Raw genomic sequence first — 16,439 nt, forward strand, 5'->3', positions numbered from 1 at the left:
TGCGGATGCGCTCGAGGATTTCGTTGCGCCGCTGCCGCGATGTGGATGGCAGAGCAAGAAGCACGTTGTGCACGCCAAGAGCCTCGGCGAGTACAGGCAGATCGGACGGGTCGTAGATCGGCAAGCCGCCCATGATGCCGCCCTTAAGACGCGGATCATCATCCAGGTAGCCGACGACATTGAGTTCGGCGCTATTTGTCAGCGCGCCGGCGAGTTGTCGGCCGGCATTCCCTGCCCCGTAGATCAGCACCTTGGCGAGCGTATTCTGGTGAAGGATCCGCTGATAGGTATCGCCGAGCCAATAGCGGATGCCCAACCGCGACAGACCGATCGCGATCAGCAGCAGGAAGGGCTGGAGAATACCGACGGTTCTCGGAACGCCCGGGACGCTCAGCGCCGTAAATATCGTCATGAAGGCGACGCCGTAGATCGCAATCGCCTTTAGAACCGCGATGAAAGCGGCCATGTTGGCATAACGAAAGATCGCCCGATACATGCCCATGACGATGAAGATGGGAAGGGCCATGCACAAGGAAACGAAGACCGGCAGCCACTGCACGCCGGTCAGCACCGTCCATTCGTTCAAGCGGAAGCAATAGGCCAGCCAGATCGTCAGGACACAAAGACTGGAATCCACCAGCAAGGCGAGCGCGCGTTTGGCAGCACGCGGCATCGCCAGCAAAGGGGCGACGAGCGCCTGCATCGGCACTAAGAACCATGCTGAGCGTGGCGTCTCAGTGGGGGTATTTTCAGGCATTGCTTCCCAGCGTCTCGCAGATCAATCAGACAATCACCTTCTTGTCATTTTCTACAACGAGCGCAACTGAAATAATCGGAAATCAAGGTCTTCCGCACCGCTTATCTATCGGAAGTTGGTAACTTAATGCCTTATTCCCTTGCGGCCGATCACCTTGCCGGCGGTCAGAAACAGAATGCGCATGTCGAAACCGAACGAGCGCCGCTCGAGATATTCGACATCGAATTTCACCTTGTCAGGAATCGGCAACTCGTCGCGGCCGTTGATCTGCGCCCAACCGGTCAATCCGGGCAGGAGTTTATCGACGCCGTGGGCTGTCCGCAATTCGATCAGATCATATTGGTTGTAGAGCGCCGGCCGAGGCCCGACAAAACTCATTTTGCCGCCCAGAATGCACCAGAGCTGCGGCAATTCGTCGAGGCTCGATTTGCGCAGAAACGAACCGATGGGTGTCAGAAACCGATCGGGATTCTCGAGCAGATGTGTGGCAACCGTCGGCGTGTCGACACGCATGCTGCGAAATTTCGGCATCAGGAAGATCTGATTGAAGCGGCCGACACGTTTTGACCAGTAGAGGATTGGCCCCGTCGAGGTCAGCCGGACACATAGAGCGACGACAAGGATCGGAACCAGCAGGATGACCGACGCGACCACAGCCAGAAGAAAATCGACCGCCCGTTTCAAACCCATGCTCCGCACTTGTTCCATCGCCTTGTGGGGATTTCGCCATACGCCCCACCGCGCCGTATCGTCAAAAAGGTGTTTCACGTCAACTCCAGTGGGCGTCGTTTCCTCCATGGAACTCTGGCTTTTAGTTTAAAAGACCAATATGTCGCCTGTGCTTAGGAGAACCGCTGACGCCCCGACGCCTCCCGGCAACTCCTTCTTTGGACCCGACGGGCGGGCCTCGCATTTAGGTCCTGGCGCTACATTTATATCTCAGTGATCTGCGCAGAACGGAGACCTCTCTTGGAACGATCGCTATTTCTCGCCAAGCTTCTGGGGCCGACATTCGTCGCCGTCGCGTTGGGGATGCTGCTCAATCTCGGCCTGTACCGGACTATAATCGCCGAGGGGCTGCATGCCGGCATCTTACTCTACCTGTCCGGCTTCCTGTCGATGCTCGGTGGCCTGGCAATCGTCAACCTGCACAACAGGTGGCAGATGGACTGGCGGGTCGTCATTACAGTACTGGGCTGGTTGATGACAATCGGTGGCGCCATCCGGATCGTCTTGCCACAAATAGCAATTGCGGTCGGTTCGACTATTTATAGCGGTCGCGCCTCCGTTGTCGTCGCCGCCCTCACAACCGGGGCGCTGGGCGTGTTCCTCAGTTTCAAGGGTTACATGCGGCGCTCCTAAGCCATGAAACTTCTACATCGACGATTTCGGCCACGCGCGCAAATATAAGCGCCAAACACGACGGCCGCATCGATCTCGTCAAAGAATCCGGACTTCGAGAAGCACGTGTGCTGCCCATGTGAAGCCGTTAAGCCAAAATTGAATGCTGGATTTTCAGCTTGGCGCTTCAATTGAAATTGGGACGTAAAAGCCACAACGGAACGCGCGGCGGATCATCGGCCATTTCCCTCCCTCCCCGACCAACTGGAAGTATCTAACCTCATGATCTCAAAGGGAGAAGACGCCAATGAGAAGTTATTTCCATCTTTAGTTCCGTCACACTTCGTTAACCATACATTCGCACAACAAAGGCCGCTCGGAATCTCATCCCGTCTTGCCTCTCACCGGCACATTGGTGCGGGCAAGGGCCATCACCATCGGGCCAATGGCAAACTCTCCTCTTTCGGCACGGCGCGTCAAGTCGCGGAGATAGCCGCCGGCGGAGTTGATGTGCCCTGCCCTTTCGAGGACGCAAGCCATGACGGTGGCCGCATTTTCCGGCCCCATGATCTCACAGGCCTGTTCGTAGGCCGACGGACTGACACCGAGCATCGAACGAACGACCACAGCCGCGGCCATCAGATCGCGCCAGGAGCCAATCGAGCCCTGCGGTCCATAGGCCGCGATCTCGGGGCAGGCCTGCAGCACCAGGCCCAGGGGGAAGGATTTGAGCGCGCCGCTGCCAACAGAAGCAGACCTGGCGTCCCGGACATGGCCGTTCGTCCCTTCCCCTTTCTGCATTCGGGCTGCCGGTTCGGCCCGACCTGCCGATCGATCGTCCGCCGTTGCGCCCTGCTTCGTTTCGAAGCCTGGTTCAAGTTCAGTAATGGAGTGTGGGTTTGAATTCTGTATGTGCCGCTCATAATGTGGGGCATTGCCGCTTTGATTTTGTGTTTCTTCCTGCATTTCCAACTGATTGGTGATTTCGTCGCGCAGCAGTTCCAGTTCATCGAGCGCTGCAGTGATCTGTGCGGCGGATGGCGAGCGTGGCAGTCGCTCGACGACATCGCGGAAATGCAGATGGATCCGGCCCCAGTCGCCGGCGACCCCCTCTTCCAGCGCCATCTCGATGAGCTTGGCGACGTCGCGACGGCATAGCGTCAGGCGCTCTCTGAGCCGCTGCAGATGCAATCGTTCGGCCGCCACCTCCGCCGCCAGCCGCTCGACCTCATCGGCGCGGGCGAGCAGCGGCGCCAATGAGAAACCGAATGCCTCGCGGATGTCCCCGCTCTGCTCCTTACGGGCATAACGCTTGCCGTTCGGGCTGTCCTTGCGGATCAGCAGTCCGGCCTCGATCAGGCTCGCCAGGTGACGGCGGATCGTCTGCTCCGCCATTCCATGCGCGCGCAGGGAGAGCTGAGCGTTGGACGGGAATACGACAAGCCCATTTTCCTCGGAGAGCTCTGCTTTGGGATAAAAGCTCAGCAGGGCGTTGAGGATGGCGAGCGCCCGGTCGGTGATGCCGAGCAGCGGCTTGGCCTCACACAGGGCGCGGTAGAGTTTCCATTTGTCGATCGATTGACCGGGCTCGATTTTCCGAGCCGCCGCCTGGCTTGCCAACATGCCAAACGTCATCGGCCGCCGCCCGAAGGGCGTCGTCACATTTCCGCTTTCCATTTTCTTCGCCTTCTTCAAGGCAAAAGATCGCAGCTCACCAAATTCGGTGCCAAAGACTCTTGACTATGATTCGCGGAAATGTGATTCTCTGGGTGTCTAGATCAGAGAGGGCTTCCGCGACGGCAACGTTCGGGGGCCTTTTCTTTTGCTTATTGATCTCCGTTCTTCGTCGAATCCTGTGTCTTCTCGAACGCCTCGTAGAGGCGATCCAGATTGCTGGCGATGTAGGCTCCAAAGGCAGATGCCTTTTCCGCCTTCAGCGCGATGGTGAACTGCCTTCCATCATCCTTGATCTTCGCCTTGACGGCTCCGTCCTGGCGCTGCCAAGCGCGAGCCACCGGCTGAAGCGCGGCAGTGGACGAGACTTGATGCTTCCTGCTGATGAAGGCAACGAGCATGTCGAAGCGGGCGTCCGGCTCCGCCGTCTCGAACTCCGCCGACCGGGCAAACTCGATTGCCCGGGCGGTGATGTTTTCAGTCTCGAATTTCACCGAAAGATCATGCCAGCGGTCGCGGCCGGTGGTCTTGGCCGCGCCGATCGCCGCCAGGACTTCGGCTGGAATCCGTTTGGTGACGGACAGCATCTTGGAAACCGTGGTCTTGTCGGCGCTAAGGGCCGACATGATCGTTTCCCGGTCGAAGCCCAGCGTGTCGAGCCGGTCGGCGAACATCGTCCTCTCGATGAAGGACAAATCGGCGCGGGCCGAATTCTCCTGTCCCTGAGCAATGACGTGGTCGCGATCGTCGAGCCTCTTGACCACCGCGCGGACGGGCCGGCCGAGCTCTTTTGCAGCGCGGGCGCGGCGATGCCCGAAGGCGATCTGATATCGGCCGTCTTTCTCGGGATGCGGGCGAACGAGGATTGGCGAATCCTGGCCGCGCAGGCGAATCGCCTCGACCAGTTCGCGGAACTGCTCGTCGGTATGGACCAACCGATCCGTCACGAAGGAATCTTCGATCAGCGCGGGATCGAGATCGACCACCGTCTCGCCACTCGCCAATTGCTCTTCGATCGCCCTGGCTGCATCAGCCTTCGCAGCCAGCGCATCAATGCTGCGGGTGACGGCCCCGAGCGCACCGATCCCTTTATAGGTGATGTGCTGTCTCTCATCGCGATGGGTCGGCTCATCCTCATTGTTTACCGCAGTAAACTTCTTGGAGTCGTCCATCAGGCCGGAGAGGAGATTTTTACGCGCCATCAGCCATCTCCCCGCCCCGGTTTACCGCAGTAAACTTCCTGGTCATTTCCGCCCCCACGCCTTGTGGATCAGATCGACAATTTCGGTGTTGACCGCGTCCATTGCCTCCATGGCGCGGTCATAGGTCGCCCGGGTAAACTGACTTCGCTCGACCTCGTAAAGTGTCTGGTTGGTCATCGCCGCATCTGAAATCGCCACGCTGCGCAACATCGGATTGGTGAGCACGTGGTTTTTGAACATCGACCGCATGAAGGCGACCATCTGTGTCTGCGGCCCATCCTGCGGATCGTAGCGGGTCACGAGATAACGCAGCCAGTCGAGGTTCATGTTGCCGCCGGCGCCCTTCAGCGTGTTCAGCACTTCACCAAGCATCTGCAGGAACTGGCACATCGACATGACATCGAGCATCTGCGGATGAACGGTGATCAGGACCGCCGTCGCGCCGCAAATGGCGCTCATGGTCAGAAAGCCGAGCTGGGGAGGGCAGTCGATGATGACGACGTCGTAGTCGTCGGCGACCGAAGAAAGCGCTTCGTCCAGCCGGGCGAAGAACACGCGTCCATAGTCGCCTGCCTTGCCCTGAGCGAGGACCCGCGGCGTGTCATGCTCGAATTCCATCAGCTCGAGGTTGCCCGGCACCAAATGAAGGTTCGGGAAATTGGTCGGGCGGATCACGTCCCGCAACGGCCGCCGCCGATCGTCGTAGCGAATGGCGGCGTAGAGCGTCTCGTTCTCGTTGACGTCGAACTCCGGCTGAAAGCCGTGAATGGCCGAGAGGGACGCCTGCGGGTCGAGATCGACGGCAAGGACGCGGTGACCCGTCAGGGCAAGGTGCTGGGCAAGATGCGCCGCACTTGTCGTCTTGCCGCTGCCGCCCTTGAAGTTGACAACGGCGACCACCTGCAGATGTTCATGGCCGCGGCGATGGCGGACATAATGTGTTCCGGCGCGCGCATTGTGCTCAAGGAAGGCGCGCATCTCTTCCATCTGTTCCGCCGTGTAGGACCGACGGCCCGACGGCGTAACCTGGGGGAGGGCGCCCTTGCCCTCCAGCGACAGATTGCGAAGATAGCCGCTGGTCACGCCGAGAAACCGCGCCACTTCGGCAAGCTGAAATTCCCGGAGCCCCTTCAGTGCGCGCGGCGGAAACATTTCGAGCCGATGCTGCTTCAGCTTGTCGGATAGTTCCTGCGCCTGACCGATGATGAGTTGGTCGACATCGGAAATTGCTTTTTCTATCTGCGGTGCCATATTCATGGAAATCTCGAAAATGCGATTTAAAAGCTCTACGTGCTTTGAAACCGCATTTAGCGCCGATTCTGGAGGAGTGGCAAGGCAAATAGGGTTAACAAGACCCTATCAAGAGGTTGTCCAATCTTTTTCAAGCACTTGCCCAAGCGCGCGTGTCGCTGGCGGGTGCGGCAATCGCGCATTCACAGGCCGAATCGGACGAGACCAAGCTGCAACAACGGCATTGTAGCGGAATCGCATATCTAGCATACGAACCCTTTGACACAAGCCCGCGGCCGCAAGCCCGGCGCCGTCGGCGACGATTGAGCGCCGCGTGCCGGCAGCAAGACGTGACGAGGTCGGTCAGCCGCAGCGTGGCAAATGACGCAGATCTGAACTCACACGAAAAGTCCGGTTACTCCCCGAGCGGACGGGAGCTATCTGCAACGGAGGCCGCCGCGGTCAGACCACGGCTTTCTGCCTGCCCCATCGCCGTGACCAGTGCGATGATCGATTCACGAATCTCGGGATCGGCGATCTTCAGAAAGGCGCGATTGAGCACCAGTCCCTCTTTGGTTCGCAGGAATTCGGCAACCGGATCGGCATGGTCCGGTCCATCCAACCCCCGCACCGCCAACGGCTGGGAGTCGCCCTGCTCGAAAAAGAAGCTCGGTGAGGTGTGAAGCACCTCGGCGATCCGCTGCAAACGACTCGCGCCGATGCGGTTGATGCCCTTTTCATATTTCTGAACCTGCTGAAAGGTCACGCCGATCTGCTCGGCAAGCCGCTCCTGGCTCATTCCGAGCAGCTGCCGGCGCGTTCTGATGCGCGCTCCGACATAGCTGTCTATGGCATTCGGTGTCTTGACATTCATCGCGTATTGTCAGCCTCGATCGCATTTCAATCGGCGCAGCTGTAGTGCCCCTCTGAACGGTTTTCCATGGTTGTTTTCACATAGCATACCACATATGCGACGATCCCGGCTGACTGTGGTATGAAAACCCCCATCGAAAAGACGGGCGAGCGCATGAACTCGCTCGACGGAAGGCAAATCGAACAAAAGCCGTACCAATCCCGGAGAAACCGGGCTGGCGATTGCTGCCAGGCGTGGGTTAAATGCTTCTCAGCGACCGTCGCTCGACAGTCTTGCCAGCCCCGATCGCCGCAAATCCATCGAAAACGACGCAGCACGGCAACTCATCGTGCCCGTTCAGGAGAATATTGATGGCAACCGTTGCCGAAGGCGCGCCCCGTTTCGAAAAAACGACGATGTCTATTCTGATGGCGGTCAGCTTCTGCCATATGCTGAACGACATCATGCAGTCGCTGCTCGCCTCGCTCTATCCGCTGTTCAAGGCGAATTACGATCTGGATTTCGTGCAGATCGGCCTTCTTACCATGACATTTCAGGTTACCGCCTCTCTGCTGCAGCCGGCGGTCGGTATCGTCACCGATCGCTGGCCGATGCCCTATTCTCTGCCAGTCGGCATGGCGAGCACCTTTTGCGGCCTTATTCTGCTCGGCAACGCCGGCAGTTTCGCACTGCTGCTGGTGGCAGCAAGCCTGATCGGCTTCGGTTCGGCGGTCTTCCACCCGGAATCCTCGCGTGTTGCCCGTCTTGCCTCCGGCGGTCGTCACGGTTTTGCGCAGTCCTTTTTCCAGGTCGGTGGCAATGCCGGCCAGGCGATCGGTCCGCTGCTCGCCGCCTTCATCGTGCTGCCCCTCGGCCAGCACAGCGTCTCCTGGTTTGCCGCCATCGCCATGGTCGGCATGATCGTGCTGAGTTGGGTGGGCAACTGGTACATGAGCCATAGGCGCCAGAACGCCAGCAGGCCGGCCGTCAGTCGAACGCTGCCGCTGCCGCAGAACAGGGTCGTCTGGGCGCTGCTGATCCTCGTGCTGCTGACGGCAACGAAGAATGTCTATATGGCGAGCGTTTCCAGCTACTTCACCTTCTATGTCATCGACAAATTCGAACTCAGCGTGCAGCAGGCGCAGCTGATGCTCTTCCTGTTCCTCGGCTCGGTTGCCGTCGGCACTTTCCTCGGTGGACCGATCGGCGATCGCTTCGGTGCCCGTTTCGTCATCTGGTTTTCGATCCTCGGCGTCATTCCCTTCGCATTGCTGCTGCCCTATGCGAATCTTCTCTGGACGGGCGTGCTCAGCGTCGTCATCGGCCTGATCTTCGCGTCGGCATTTTCGGCGATCGTCGTCTTTGCTCAGGAGCTGGTGCCCGGCCGCGTCGGCCTGATTGCCGGCGTCTTCTTCGGCTTCGCGTTCGGGGCAGGGGGGCTTGGTGCGGCGCTGCTCGGTGATTTTGCCGATACGCATGGCATCGACTTCGTCTACCGCATCTGCTCCTACCTGCCGCTGCTCGGCCTACTGACGATCTTCCTGCCGCGTATCCCGAAGCAGAAACCGGCCTGAGGCTAGGTCCGCAACCAATGCGAAGATTTCCTCCGCATCTGGACGGGGAGGATTGGCATGGCTTTACCCTGATGTCGCCCCACACTTGGACAGGCGCTACGCCATCACGATCTCGGCGACCGCGCCCCTCAAGCGCCGCCTTCATCCTTTAGGACATGCTTAAGGGCCGCAATTAATCCATAAATTTGATGGAAATTTATCCTGCCGATATTGAAGGCAGGGCAAGAGTTTTTCAGGCTCTTCCTTCACATCAGACTTTCGTGCTTCGCCCCTGATCCGCGCATTTGCCATGCTCAGCCTGCTCGGGGCGTTCGGCCTCATTCAGTCAGACGGGATGTAATAATGACCAACAACAAAAAACTTCACGGACTACAGCTTTCGCGCCGGGCGGTTCTTACCGCCGCCGCCGTTTCCGCTGCCGCGCTTTTTACCTTTGCAGCACCCGCTCCCTCCTTCGCCGAGGACAAGTCGATCAAGGTCGGCATCATGGCTGGCGAAGAGGAGGACATCTGGCGTGTCGTCACGAGTGAGGCGGCCAAGAAAGGCCTCAAGATCGAAACCGTCGTCTTCAACGACTACACGCAGCCGAACGAAGCTCTGGAGCAGGGCGAGATCGACGCCAACGCCTTCCAGCATCAGCCCTATCTCGATAACCAGATCCAGCAGCACGGATATCATATCGTCCGCGCCGGCTATACCGGGGTCTGGCCGATCGGCCTCTACAGCAAGAAATACAAGTCCGTCGCCGAAATCCCGGAAGGGGCCGTCATCGGCGTCCCGAACGATCCCTCGAATGAAGGCCGGGCGTTGCGCGTTCTTCAGAGCGAAGGCCTGATCAAGCTGAAGGACGGTACGGGCATTCTTGCAACGGTCGCCGACGTCAGCGACAATCCGAAGAAGATCGAGATCAAAGAACTCGATGCCGGCATCGTCGGCCGTTCGATCGAAGATCTCGATGCCGGTGTGGTCAATACCGATTGGGCTTTGAAGAGCGGCCTTTCTCCGGCCGAACGTATCGCGCAGGAGCCGGTCGCCGATAATCCGTACCGCAATTTCATCGCCGTCAAGGACGAGAACAAGGATGCGGACTGGGTCAAGACGCTTGTATCGTCTTATCAGAACGACACCGTCAAGGCCGAATTCGACAAGGTCTATAAGGGCACCGGTCTCAGCGCCTATTGATCCGAAACTCGGCCGGGGTTAAGGCCTGCCGAAAGGCGGTCCGGGCGTTCCTTGCCGGGACCGCCATTGGCGTTTTTAAGGAAAAAGCAGATGAATTCCTTTGTTTCCGCCACGACAATCGAGCCGCAGCCGCAAGCTGCAGCGGCCGAAGAAGTGGTGAGACTTGTCGACGTGAAGCGGCGGTTCGGAGCCACGGCGGCACTCGACGGTATTTCGCTGAGCGTGAAGAGGGGCGAGATCCTCGGCATCATCGGCCGCAGCGGCGCCGGCAAGTCGACGCTGATCCGCTGCCTGAACGGCCTGGAGCGCGCCGACAGCGGCGAAATCCGTATTGAAGGCCGCGATATCACCGGGCTTCAAGAACAGGAACTGCAGCCGCTGCGCCGCCGCATCGGCATGATCTTCCAGCACTTCAACCTGCTTTCCGCCAAGACCGTCGAAGACAATGTCGCCCTGCCGCTGAAGATCGAAGGCGTTGCCAAGGCCGAGCGCCTGCGGCGGGCGCGTGAGCTGCTTGAGCTCGTCGGTCTCGCCGACAAGGCGAAGGCCTATCCCGCCTCGCTCTCCGGCGGCCAGAAACAACGCGTCGGCATCGCCCGCGCGCTCGCGGCACGCCCGGCGCTGCTGCTGTCCGACGAGGCGACATCGGCGCTGGATCCCGAGACGACCCGGTCGATCCTGTCCTTGCTCAAAGACATCAACCGCAAACTCGGCCTGACCATTCTGCTGATCACACATGAGATGGAAGTGGTGCGCGGCATTGCCGATCGCGTCGCGGTCATCGATGCCGGGCGGATCGTCGAGGAGGGCCAAGTCTGGTCGGTCTTTGCCGATCCGCAGCAAGCGATCACCCGGAGCCTGCTCGGCGGCATCCGCCCACAGCTTCCCGATCATATTGCCGGCCGGCTGTCTGCGACATCTGGCAGCGAGGCGATCCTCAGCGTCGATCTGGCCGGGCCTGAAGCGCAAGGCGCGCTGTTTGCCGAGCTGTCGGCGGCGCTGCCGCATTCCTTCCGCCTCGTCCATGGCGGCATCGACCATATCCAGAACCAGCCGGTGGCGCGGTTCTTCATCGCCGTTCCCATGCGCGACCCCGCGCTTGCCGGCAAGGTCGAACAATTTCTGACGGCCCAGTCCGCCCGGGTGGAGGTGCTTGGTTATGACGCCGATCATGTTTGAACTGCTGATCCGCTCGCTTTGGGAGACGGTCCTGATGACCGTCGCCTCCGGCGTGATCTCGCTCGTCGCCGGTCTGCCGCTCGGCCTTGCCCTCGTCGTCACGACACGCGGCGGCATTGCTGAAAATCTCTGGATCAACCGTGTGCTCGGCGCTGTGATCAACGGCTTCCGTTCGGTGCCCTTCATCATCCTGCTGGTGGCGCTGATCCCGCTGACGCGACTGATCGTCGGCACGGCGCTTGGCACATGGGCGGCCATCGTGCCGCTCGCCATCGCCGCCACGCCCTATTACGCCCGCATCGCCGAAGTGTCGCTGCGCGAGGTCGACCGCGGCCTGATCGATGCGGTGCGCGCCATGGGCGGTAATCGCTGGACCATCGTGCGCGAAGTGCTGGTGCCCGAAGCGCTGCCCGGCATCGTCGCCGGCTTCACCGTCACGCTGGTGACGCTGATCGGCGCCTCGGCCATGGCGGGCGCGATCGGCGCCGGCGGCCTCGGCGACCTCGCCATTCGCTACGGCTACCAGCGCTTCGAGACCAATGTGATGATCGCGGTCGTCGCCGTCCTCATCGTCCTCGTCTGCGGCATCCAGTGGCTCGGCGACCGGCTGGTCGCCAAGCTTGACCACAAATAGGTCGGCCCCGCAAAATCGTGGCGGATGGGTGGCAGGCGATCGATGCTTTGCTGCGTTCCACGTCCTAAGGCTTTATCGCATTGCGCGCCTATGAAATGATAAGGTGCAATGAAAGAGCCGGAGGAAGGCATGACGAAGAAGACGCTGTCGGATTGGGCGGAGCTTGCGCAGAAGGAGCTGCGTGCTTCGCCGGAAACGCTGACCTGGCAGACGCCGGAAGGCATTGCCGTCAAGCCGCTCTATACGGCCGAGGATCTCGAAGGCGCCGCGCATCTCGGCTCGCTTCCCGGTTTTTCGCCGTTTACCCGCGGCCCGCGCGCCACGATGTATGCCGGCCGGCCATGGACAATCCGTCAATATGCCGGCTTCTCGACGGCAGAAGAATCGAACGCCTTCTACCGCCGCAATCTGGCCGCCGGCCAGAAGGGCCTGTCGGTCGCCTTCGACCTCGCCACCCATCGCGGTTATGACAGCGATCATCCCCGCGTCGAAGGCGATGTCGGCAAGGCGGGTGTGGCGATCGACAGCGTCGAGGACATGAAGATCCTGTTCGACGGCATTCCGCTTGGGGAAATGTCCGTGTCGATGACGATGAACGGCGCCGTCATCCCGATCCTCGCCTCCTTTATCGTCGCCGGCGAGGAGCAGGGGGTGCCGAGGGCCGACCTTTCAGGCACCATCCAGAATGATATCCTCAAGGAGTTCATGGTCCGCAACACCTATATCTATCCGCCGGAACCTTCGATGCGGATCGTTGCCGACATCATCGAATATACGGCAAGGGAGATGCCGAAATTCAACTCGATCTCGATCTCCGGCTATCACATGCAGGAGGCCGGTGCGACGCTGGTGCAGGAGCTCGCCTTCACACTGGCCGATGGCCGCGAATATGTCAGGGCGGCGATCGCCAAGGGCCTCAACGTCGATGATTTCGCCGGACGGCTCTCCTTCTTCTTCGCGATCGGCATGAACTTCTTCATGGAGGCGGCGAAGCTGCGCGCCGCCCGGCTGCTCTGGAGCCGGATCATGGAGGAGTTCGAGCCGAAGAAGGCGTCCTCGCTGATGCTACGCACCCATTGCCAGACCTCCGGCGTCTCACTGCAGGAGCAGGATCCCTATAACAACATCATTCGCACCGCCTTCGAGGCGATGTCGGCCGTGCTCGGCGGCACGCAATCGCTGCACACCAATTCCTTCGACGAGGCGATCGCGCTGCCGACGGAATTTTCCGCCCGCATCGCCCGCAACACCCAGCTCATCCTGAGCCACGAAACCGGCGTCACCAAGGTCGTCGACCCACTGGCAGGCTCCTATTACGTCGAGAGCCTGACGAAGGAGCTTGCCGACAAGGCCTGGGCGCTGATCGAGGAGGTGGAAGCACTCGGCGGCATGACGAAAGCCGTCAATGACGGCCTGCCGAAGCGGCTGATCGAGGAGGCGGCGGCGCGCCGTCAGGCGGCCGTCGACAAGGGCGAGGAGGTCATCGTCGGCGTTAACCGCTACAGGCTCGACAACGAACAGCCGATCGACATTCTGGAGATCGACAACAGCGCGGTCCGCACCGCGCAGATCAAACGGCTTGAGGAAACCAAGCGACGCCGCGATGGCAACGCCGTACGCGAAACACTGGCCGCCCTGGCGGATGTCGCACGCAACGGTCGCGGCAACCTGCTCGAAGCCGCGATCGAGGCGGCGCGAGCCCGTGCCACCGTCGGCGAAATCTCCGATGCCATGCGCGCTGCCTTCGGCGACCATGCCGCAACGCCCGAGGTCATCACCGGCGTCTATGGCGAGGCCTATGACAACGAGCCGGAACTCGCGGTGCTGAAGACCCGCATGGCGGAGGTCACGGAAACGATGGGGCAGCGGCCGAAGATCATGGTCGCCAAGCTCGGCCAGGATGGGCATGACCGCGGCGCCAAGGTGATCGCCTCAGCTTTCGGCGATATCGGCTTCGATGTGCTCGCCGGTCCGCTTTTCCAGACGCCTGACGAGGCCGTCGAAATGGCGCTTGGCGAAAAGGTCAATGTCGTCGGCGTCTCGTCCTTAGCGGCAGGCCATAGGACGCTGCTGCCGCAGCTGATCGACAGGCTGAGAGCACAGGGCGGTGACGATATCATCGTCGTCTGCGGCGGCGTCATCCCGCGGCAGGACTATGAGTTCCTGCACGAACACGGCGTCGCGGCAGTGTTCGGTCCGGGCACCAACGTCCTCGAGGCGGCAAACTCCGTGCTCGACCTGCTGCAGGGCAGGCGGCGGAATCAGTAGTCACAGCAATCCGCGCTTCGCCAGGTTGCTCATCAGCGCCGAAATGCCGAAGGTCCAGGGCGGGCATTCGGTGGAGAGGCGTACGGTGTTGACGAGGGCGCCGAGCCCCGCCGAGGAAATCTCGACGACATCGCCGATCTTGTGGGTGAACCCCTGCTTCGGCGCGTCGCGATCCTGGGTCGGGGCAAACAGCGTGCCGAGAAAGAGCATGAACCCGTCGGGATACTGATGATGGGGGCCAAGCGTCTGTTTGACGAGATCGGCCGGATCGCGGCTGATCTGCGACATTGAACTTTTGCCGTTGAGCACGAAGCCATCGCGGCCGGTGACCTTGAGGTCGAGTTCCGCCCTGCGCACGTCATCCAGCCCGTAACCGGCATCGAACAGGCGGATGAAGGGACCGATCGCGCAGGAAGCGTTGTTGTCCTTGGCCTTGCCGAGCAAGAGCGCCGAACGGCCTTCGACGTCACGCAGATTGACGTCATTGCCGAGTGCGGCCCCCTTGATCTCGCCGCGGCTATTAACCGCCAGCACGATTTCCGGCTCGGGATTGTTCCAGGTCGAGATCGGATGCAGGCCGACATCCGCACCCCAGCCGACCGAGGACAGCACCGGCGCCTTGGTGAAGACCTCGGCGTCGGGACCGATGCCGACCTCGAGATATTGCGACCACATGCCCTCGTCGATCAGGGCCTGCTTGACCTTGGCGGCCTCCGGCGAACCGGCCTTGAGATTGGTGAGACTGCCGCCGATCAGCGTGCTGACGCGCTCGCGGATCGCGGCGGCACGATCCGGATTGCCGGCCGCCTTCTCCTCGATGACGCGCTCGATCATCGACTGGGCGAAAGTGACGCCGCAGGCCTTGACCGCCTGCAGGTCGGCGGGCGCCAGCAGATGGGGACGCGCCTTATCCGGCGTTCCCATACTGTTGCCGGCGACGTCCTCCAAGGAACCGACCGCCTTGCCCTTTGCGGCGCGGACGAAGCCGGCAGCATCCTGTTTTTCAAGCAGGGCGCTTAGCGTCGGCGCGTCGCGCGAGGTAATGTCGACCAGCATCCCCTCGCGAAGCGTTACGATGCTCGGGCCGGCAGCCTCGGGGCTCCAGATGCGGCCGACAAAAAGACCAGCCGAAGCAGCGGCATCGAGAAGGGGATGAGACATGGTGATCCTCCGTCACAGGCAAGCGGGGAGCGCTCTTTGAATATCTTCGAGGTCGTTGCCGCCCTCCAACCCGGCGGCGGCGGAAATCGATCACATTCACGCAGACGGGGCAAGACATGCTGGAGAAAAAGACTTTCGTCCAATCGGATCGAATGAGCGACTTGTCGGCAAAACGGCGCCGGAAGTCAGTAAATAACTATTTAGATACAAAATATCTATTTAATTTCAGATATTTACATGTATCGATACGCACTTTCAGCCTCGATCTCGCCTTGACAGGAGGCAAGTTTCGTTATCTGTTTTGCCCGACATGGAGGATGCCGGCGCCAGCCGGCGCTCAGAAAATCCCGGGAGGATATTGCAGCGATGTTGAGATTTGCCGTCGTCGGAATCGACCATGGGCATACATTCGATCATGTGAAGGGATTGCTTGCCGCTGGCGGCGAGTTCGTTGGCTATTGCCCGCAGACCTCGGTGCCGGCATTGCGCGAAGCCTTCGAGAAGACCTATCCCGATGCGCCGCAGATCGATCGGGAGAAGCTGTTCGACGATCCGTCGATCGATGTCATCTGCATTGCCGCGATCCCGCGCGATCGCGCCGGGCTTGCCATCCGGGCGATGAAAGCGGGCAAGGACGTGATGACCGATAAGCCTGGTGTGACGACCTTCGCCCAGCTCGAGGAGGTTAAGCGCACCGTTGCCGAAACCGGCAAGATTTTCTCGATCTGCTTTTCCGAGCGCCACTGCGTGCGCTCCGCGGTCAAGGCCGGCAAGCTCGTCGCCGACGGCGCGATCGGCAAGGTGATCCAGACGCTCGGCGTCGGCCCGCATCGGCTGCAGCTGCCGACCCGGCCGGATTGGTTCTTCGATCCGGAAGCCTTCGGCGGTATCATCGTCGACATCGCCTCGCATCAGGTCGACCAGTTCCTGTTCTATACCGGCTCGACCTCGGGCGAGGTCATCGCCAGCTCGATCGGCAATTTCGGCATGCCCGACAAGCCGGCCTTCCAGGATTTCGGCGAAGTGCTGCTGCGGTCCGACAGAGCGGCAGGTTATGTCCGCGTCGACTGGTTCACCCCGGAGGCGCTGCCGACCTGGGGCGACGGACGCCTCACCATCCTCGGCACCGAGGGTTATATCGAACTACGCAAATATATCGATATTGCCGGCCGGCCGGGCAAGGATCATCTCTTCCTCGTCAACGGCAAGGAGATGACCCATATCGATTGCAGCGGCGAGAAACTCGATTATTTCGATGCTTTCACCGCCGATGTCGCCAACCGCACGCAGACGGCGATGACGCAGGACCACGTGTTCGAAGTCTGCCGCCTTTCGCTCGAAGCCCAGACGAAAGCCGCGCGTATCGGCGCTCGCTGAGGAGGAA

At 60.7% G+C, this 16,439-nt stretch carries 13 protein-coding genes and 1 pseudogene; 7 read left to right on the plus strand and 7 right to left on the minus strand.

Annotated features, from left to right (window positions below; translation table 11 throughout):
* Both CO655_RS22100 and CO655_RS22105 read right to left on the minus strand, forming a co-directional pair.
* A pseudogene (locus CO655_RS22100) lies at positions 1–757 on the minus strand (polysaccharide biosynthesis protein); the annotation flags it as partial.
* 123 nt (positions 758–880) lie between these two features.
* Complete coding sequence (locus tag CO655_RS22105) at positions 881–1,447, minus strand: sugar transferase (protein ID WP_010029781.1); 567 nt, start codon at positions 1,445–1,447, stop codon at positions 881–883.
* Between the two features lie 279 nt (positions 1,448–1,726).
* Here CO655_RS22105 and CO655_RS22110 point away from each other — a divergent pair, with 279 nt between their 5' ends.
* Positions 1,727–2,119, plus strand: coding sequence for a hypothetical protein (locus CO655_RS22110; protein ID WP_097666649.1), 393 nt, complete (start codon positions 1,727–1,729; stop codon positions 2,117–2,119).
* Positions 2,120–2,482: 363 nt separating this feature from the next.
* On the opposite strand, the gene repC is transcribed toward CO655_RS22110, so the two are convergent.
* The 4 genes from repC to CO655_RS22130 form a co-directional block, all read right to left on the minus strand.
* Positions 2,483–3,775, minus strand: coding sequence for a plasmid replication protein RepC (repC, locus tag CO655_RS22115; RefSeq protein ID WP_097666651.1), 1,293 nt, complete (start codon positions 3,773–3,775; stop codon positions 2,483–2,485).
* 149 nt (positions 3,776–3,924) lie between these two features.
* A complete protein-coding gene (gene repB, locus CO655_RS22120; protein WP_097607543.1) occupies positions 3,925–4,974 on the minus strand; it encodes a plasmid partitioning protein RepB in 1,050 nt (349 codons plus the stop codon).
* A 42-nt stretch (positions 4,975–5,016) separates the two neighbouring features.
* Positions 5,017–6,231: a plasmid partitioning protein RepA gene (gene repA, locus CO655_RS22125; RefSeq protein WP_064685227.1), complete on the minus strand. Its 1,215-nt coding sequence runs from the start codon at positions 6,229–6,231 to the stop codon at positions 5,017–5,019.
* Positions 6,232–6,619: 388 nt separating this feature from the next.
* A complete protein-coding gene (locus tag CO655_RS22130) occupies positions 6,620–7,078 on the minus strand; it encodes a helix-turn-helix transcriptional regulator (RefSeq protein ID WP_010026179.1) in 459 nt (152 codons plus the stop codon).
* A gap of 350 nt (positions 7,079–7,428) precedes the next feature.
* On the opposite strand from CO655_RS22130, the gene CO655_RS22135 reads away from it, so the two are divergent.
* The 5 genes from CO655_RS22135 to scpA all read left to right on the plus strand — a co-directional run bounded on the left by CO655_RS22135 (position 7,429) and on the right by scpA (position 13,894).
* Positions 7,429–8,631: an MFS transporter gene (locus CO655_RS22135; RefSeq protein WP_097607544.1), complete on the plus strand. Its 1,203-nt coding sequence runs from the start codon at positions 7,429–7,431 to the stop codon at positions 8,629–8,631.
* Positions 8,632–8,973: 342 nt separating this feature from the next.
* A complete protein-coding gene (locus CO655_RS22140) occupies positions 8,974–9,813 on the plus strand; it encodes a MetQ/NlpA family lipoprotein (RefSeq protein ID WP_097666653.1) in 840 nt (279 codons plus the stop codon).
* A 90-nt stretch (positions 9,814–9,903) separates the two neighbouring features.
* Entirely contained in the window at positions 9,904–10,992 is a 1,089-nt protein-coding gene (locus CO655_RS22145) for a methionine ABC transporter ATP-binding protein (RefSeq protein WP_097607546.1), read from the plus strand.
* Entirely contained in the window at positions 10,973–11,626 is a 654-nt protein-coding gene (locus CO655_RS22150; protein WP_097607547.1) for a methionine ABC transporter permease, read from the plus strand. The genes CO655_RS22145 and CO655_RS22150 overlap by 20 nt, the downstream gene beginning before the upstream one ends.
* A 129-nt stretch (positions 11,627–11,755) precedes the next feature.
* The gene (gene scpA / locus CO655_RS22155; protein ID WP_097607647.1) at positions 11,756–13,894 is read left to right on the plus strand and encodes a methylmalonyl-CoA mutase; all 2,139 of its coding nucleotides are present in this window, start codon (positions 11,756–11,758) and stop codon (positions 13,892–13,894) included.
* Here the strand turns inward: scpA and CO655_RS22160 are convergent, their stop codons facing one another.
* Positions 13,895–15,055: a fumarylacetoacetate hydrolase family protein gene (locus tag CO655_RS22160; protein WP_097607548.1), complete on the minus strand. Its 1,161-nt coding sequence runs from the start codon at positions 15,053–15,055 to the stop codon at positions 13,895–13,897. It lies immediately after the preceding gene.
* A 366-nt stretch (positions 15,056–15,421) separates the two neighbouring features.
* Here CO655_RS22160 and CO655_RS22165 point away from each other — a divergent pair, with 366 nt between their 5' ends.
* Positions 15,422–16,432 (plus strand): Gfo/Idh/MocA family oxidoreductase, encoded by a 1,011-nt coding sequence (locus tag CO655_RS22165; RefSeq protein ID WP_097607549.1) that lies wholly within the window; start codon positions 15,422–15,424, stop codon positions 16,430–16,432.
* Positions 16,433–16,439 lie beyond the last annotated feature (7 nt).

This window comes from Rhizobium sp. M1, from assembly GCF_002531805.1.
In the GTDB taxonomy this organism is placed as follows: domain Bacteria; phylum Pseudomonadota; class Alphaproteobacteria; order Rhizobiales; family Rhizobiaceae; genus Rhizobium; species Rhizobium etli_C.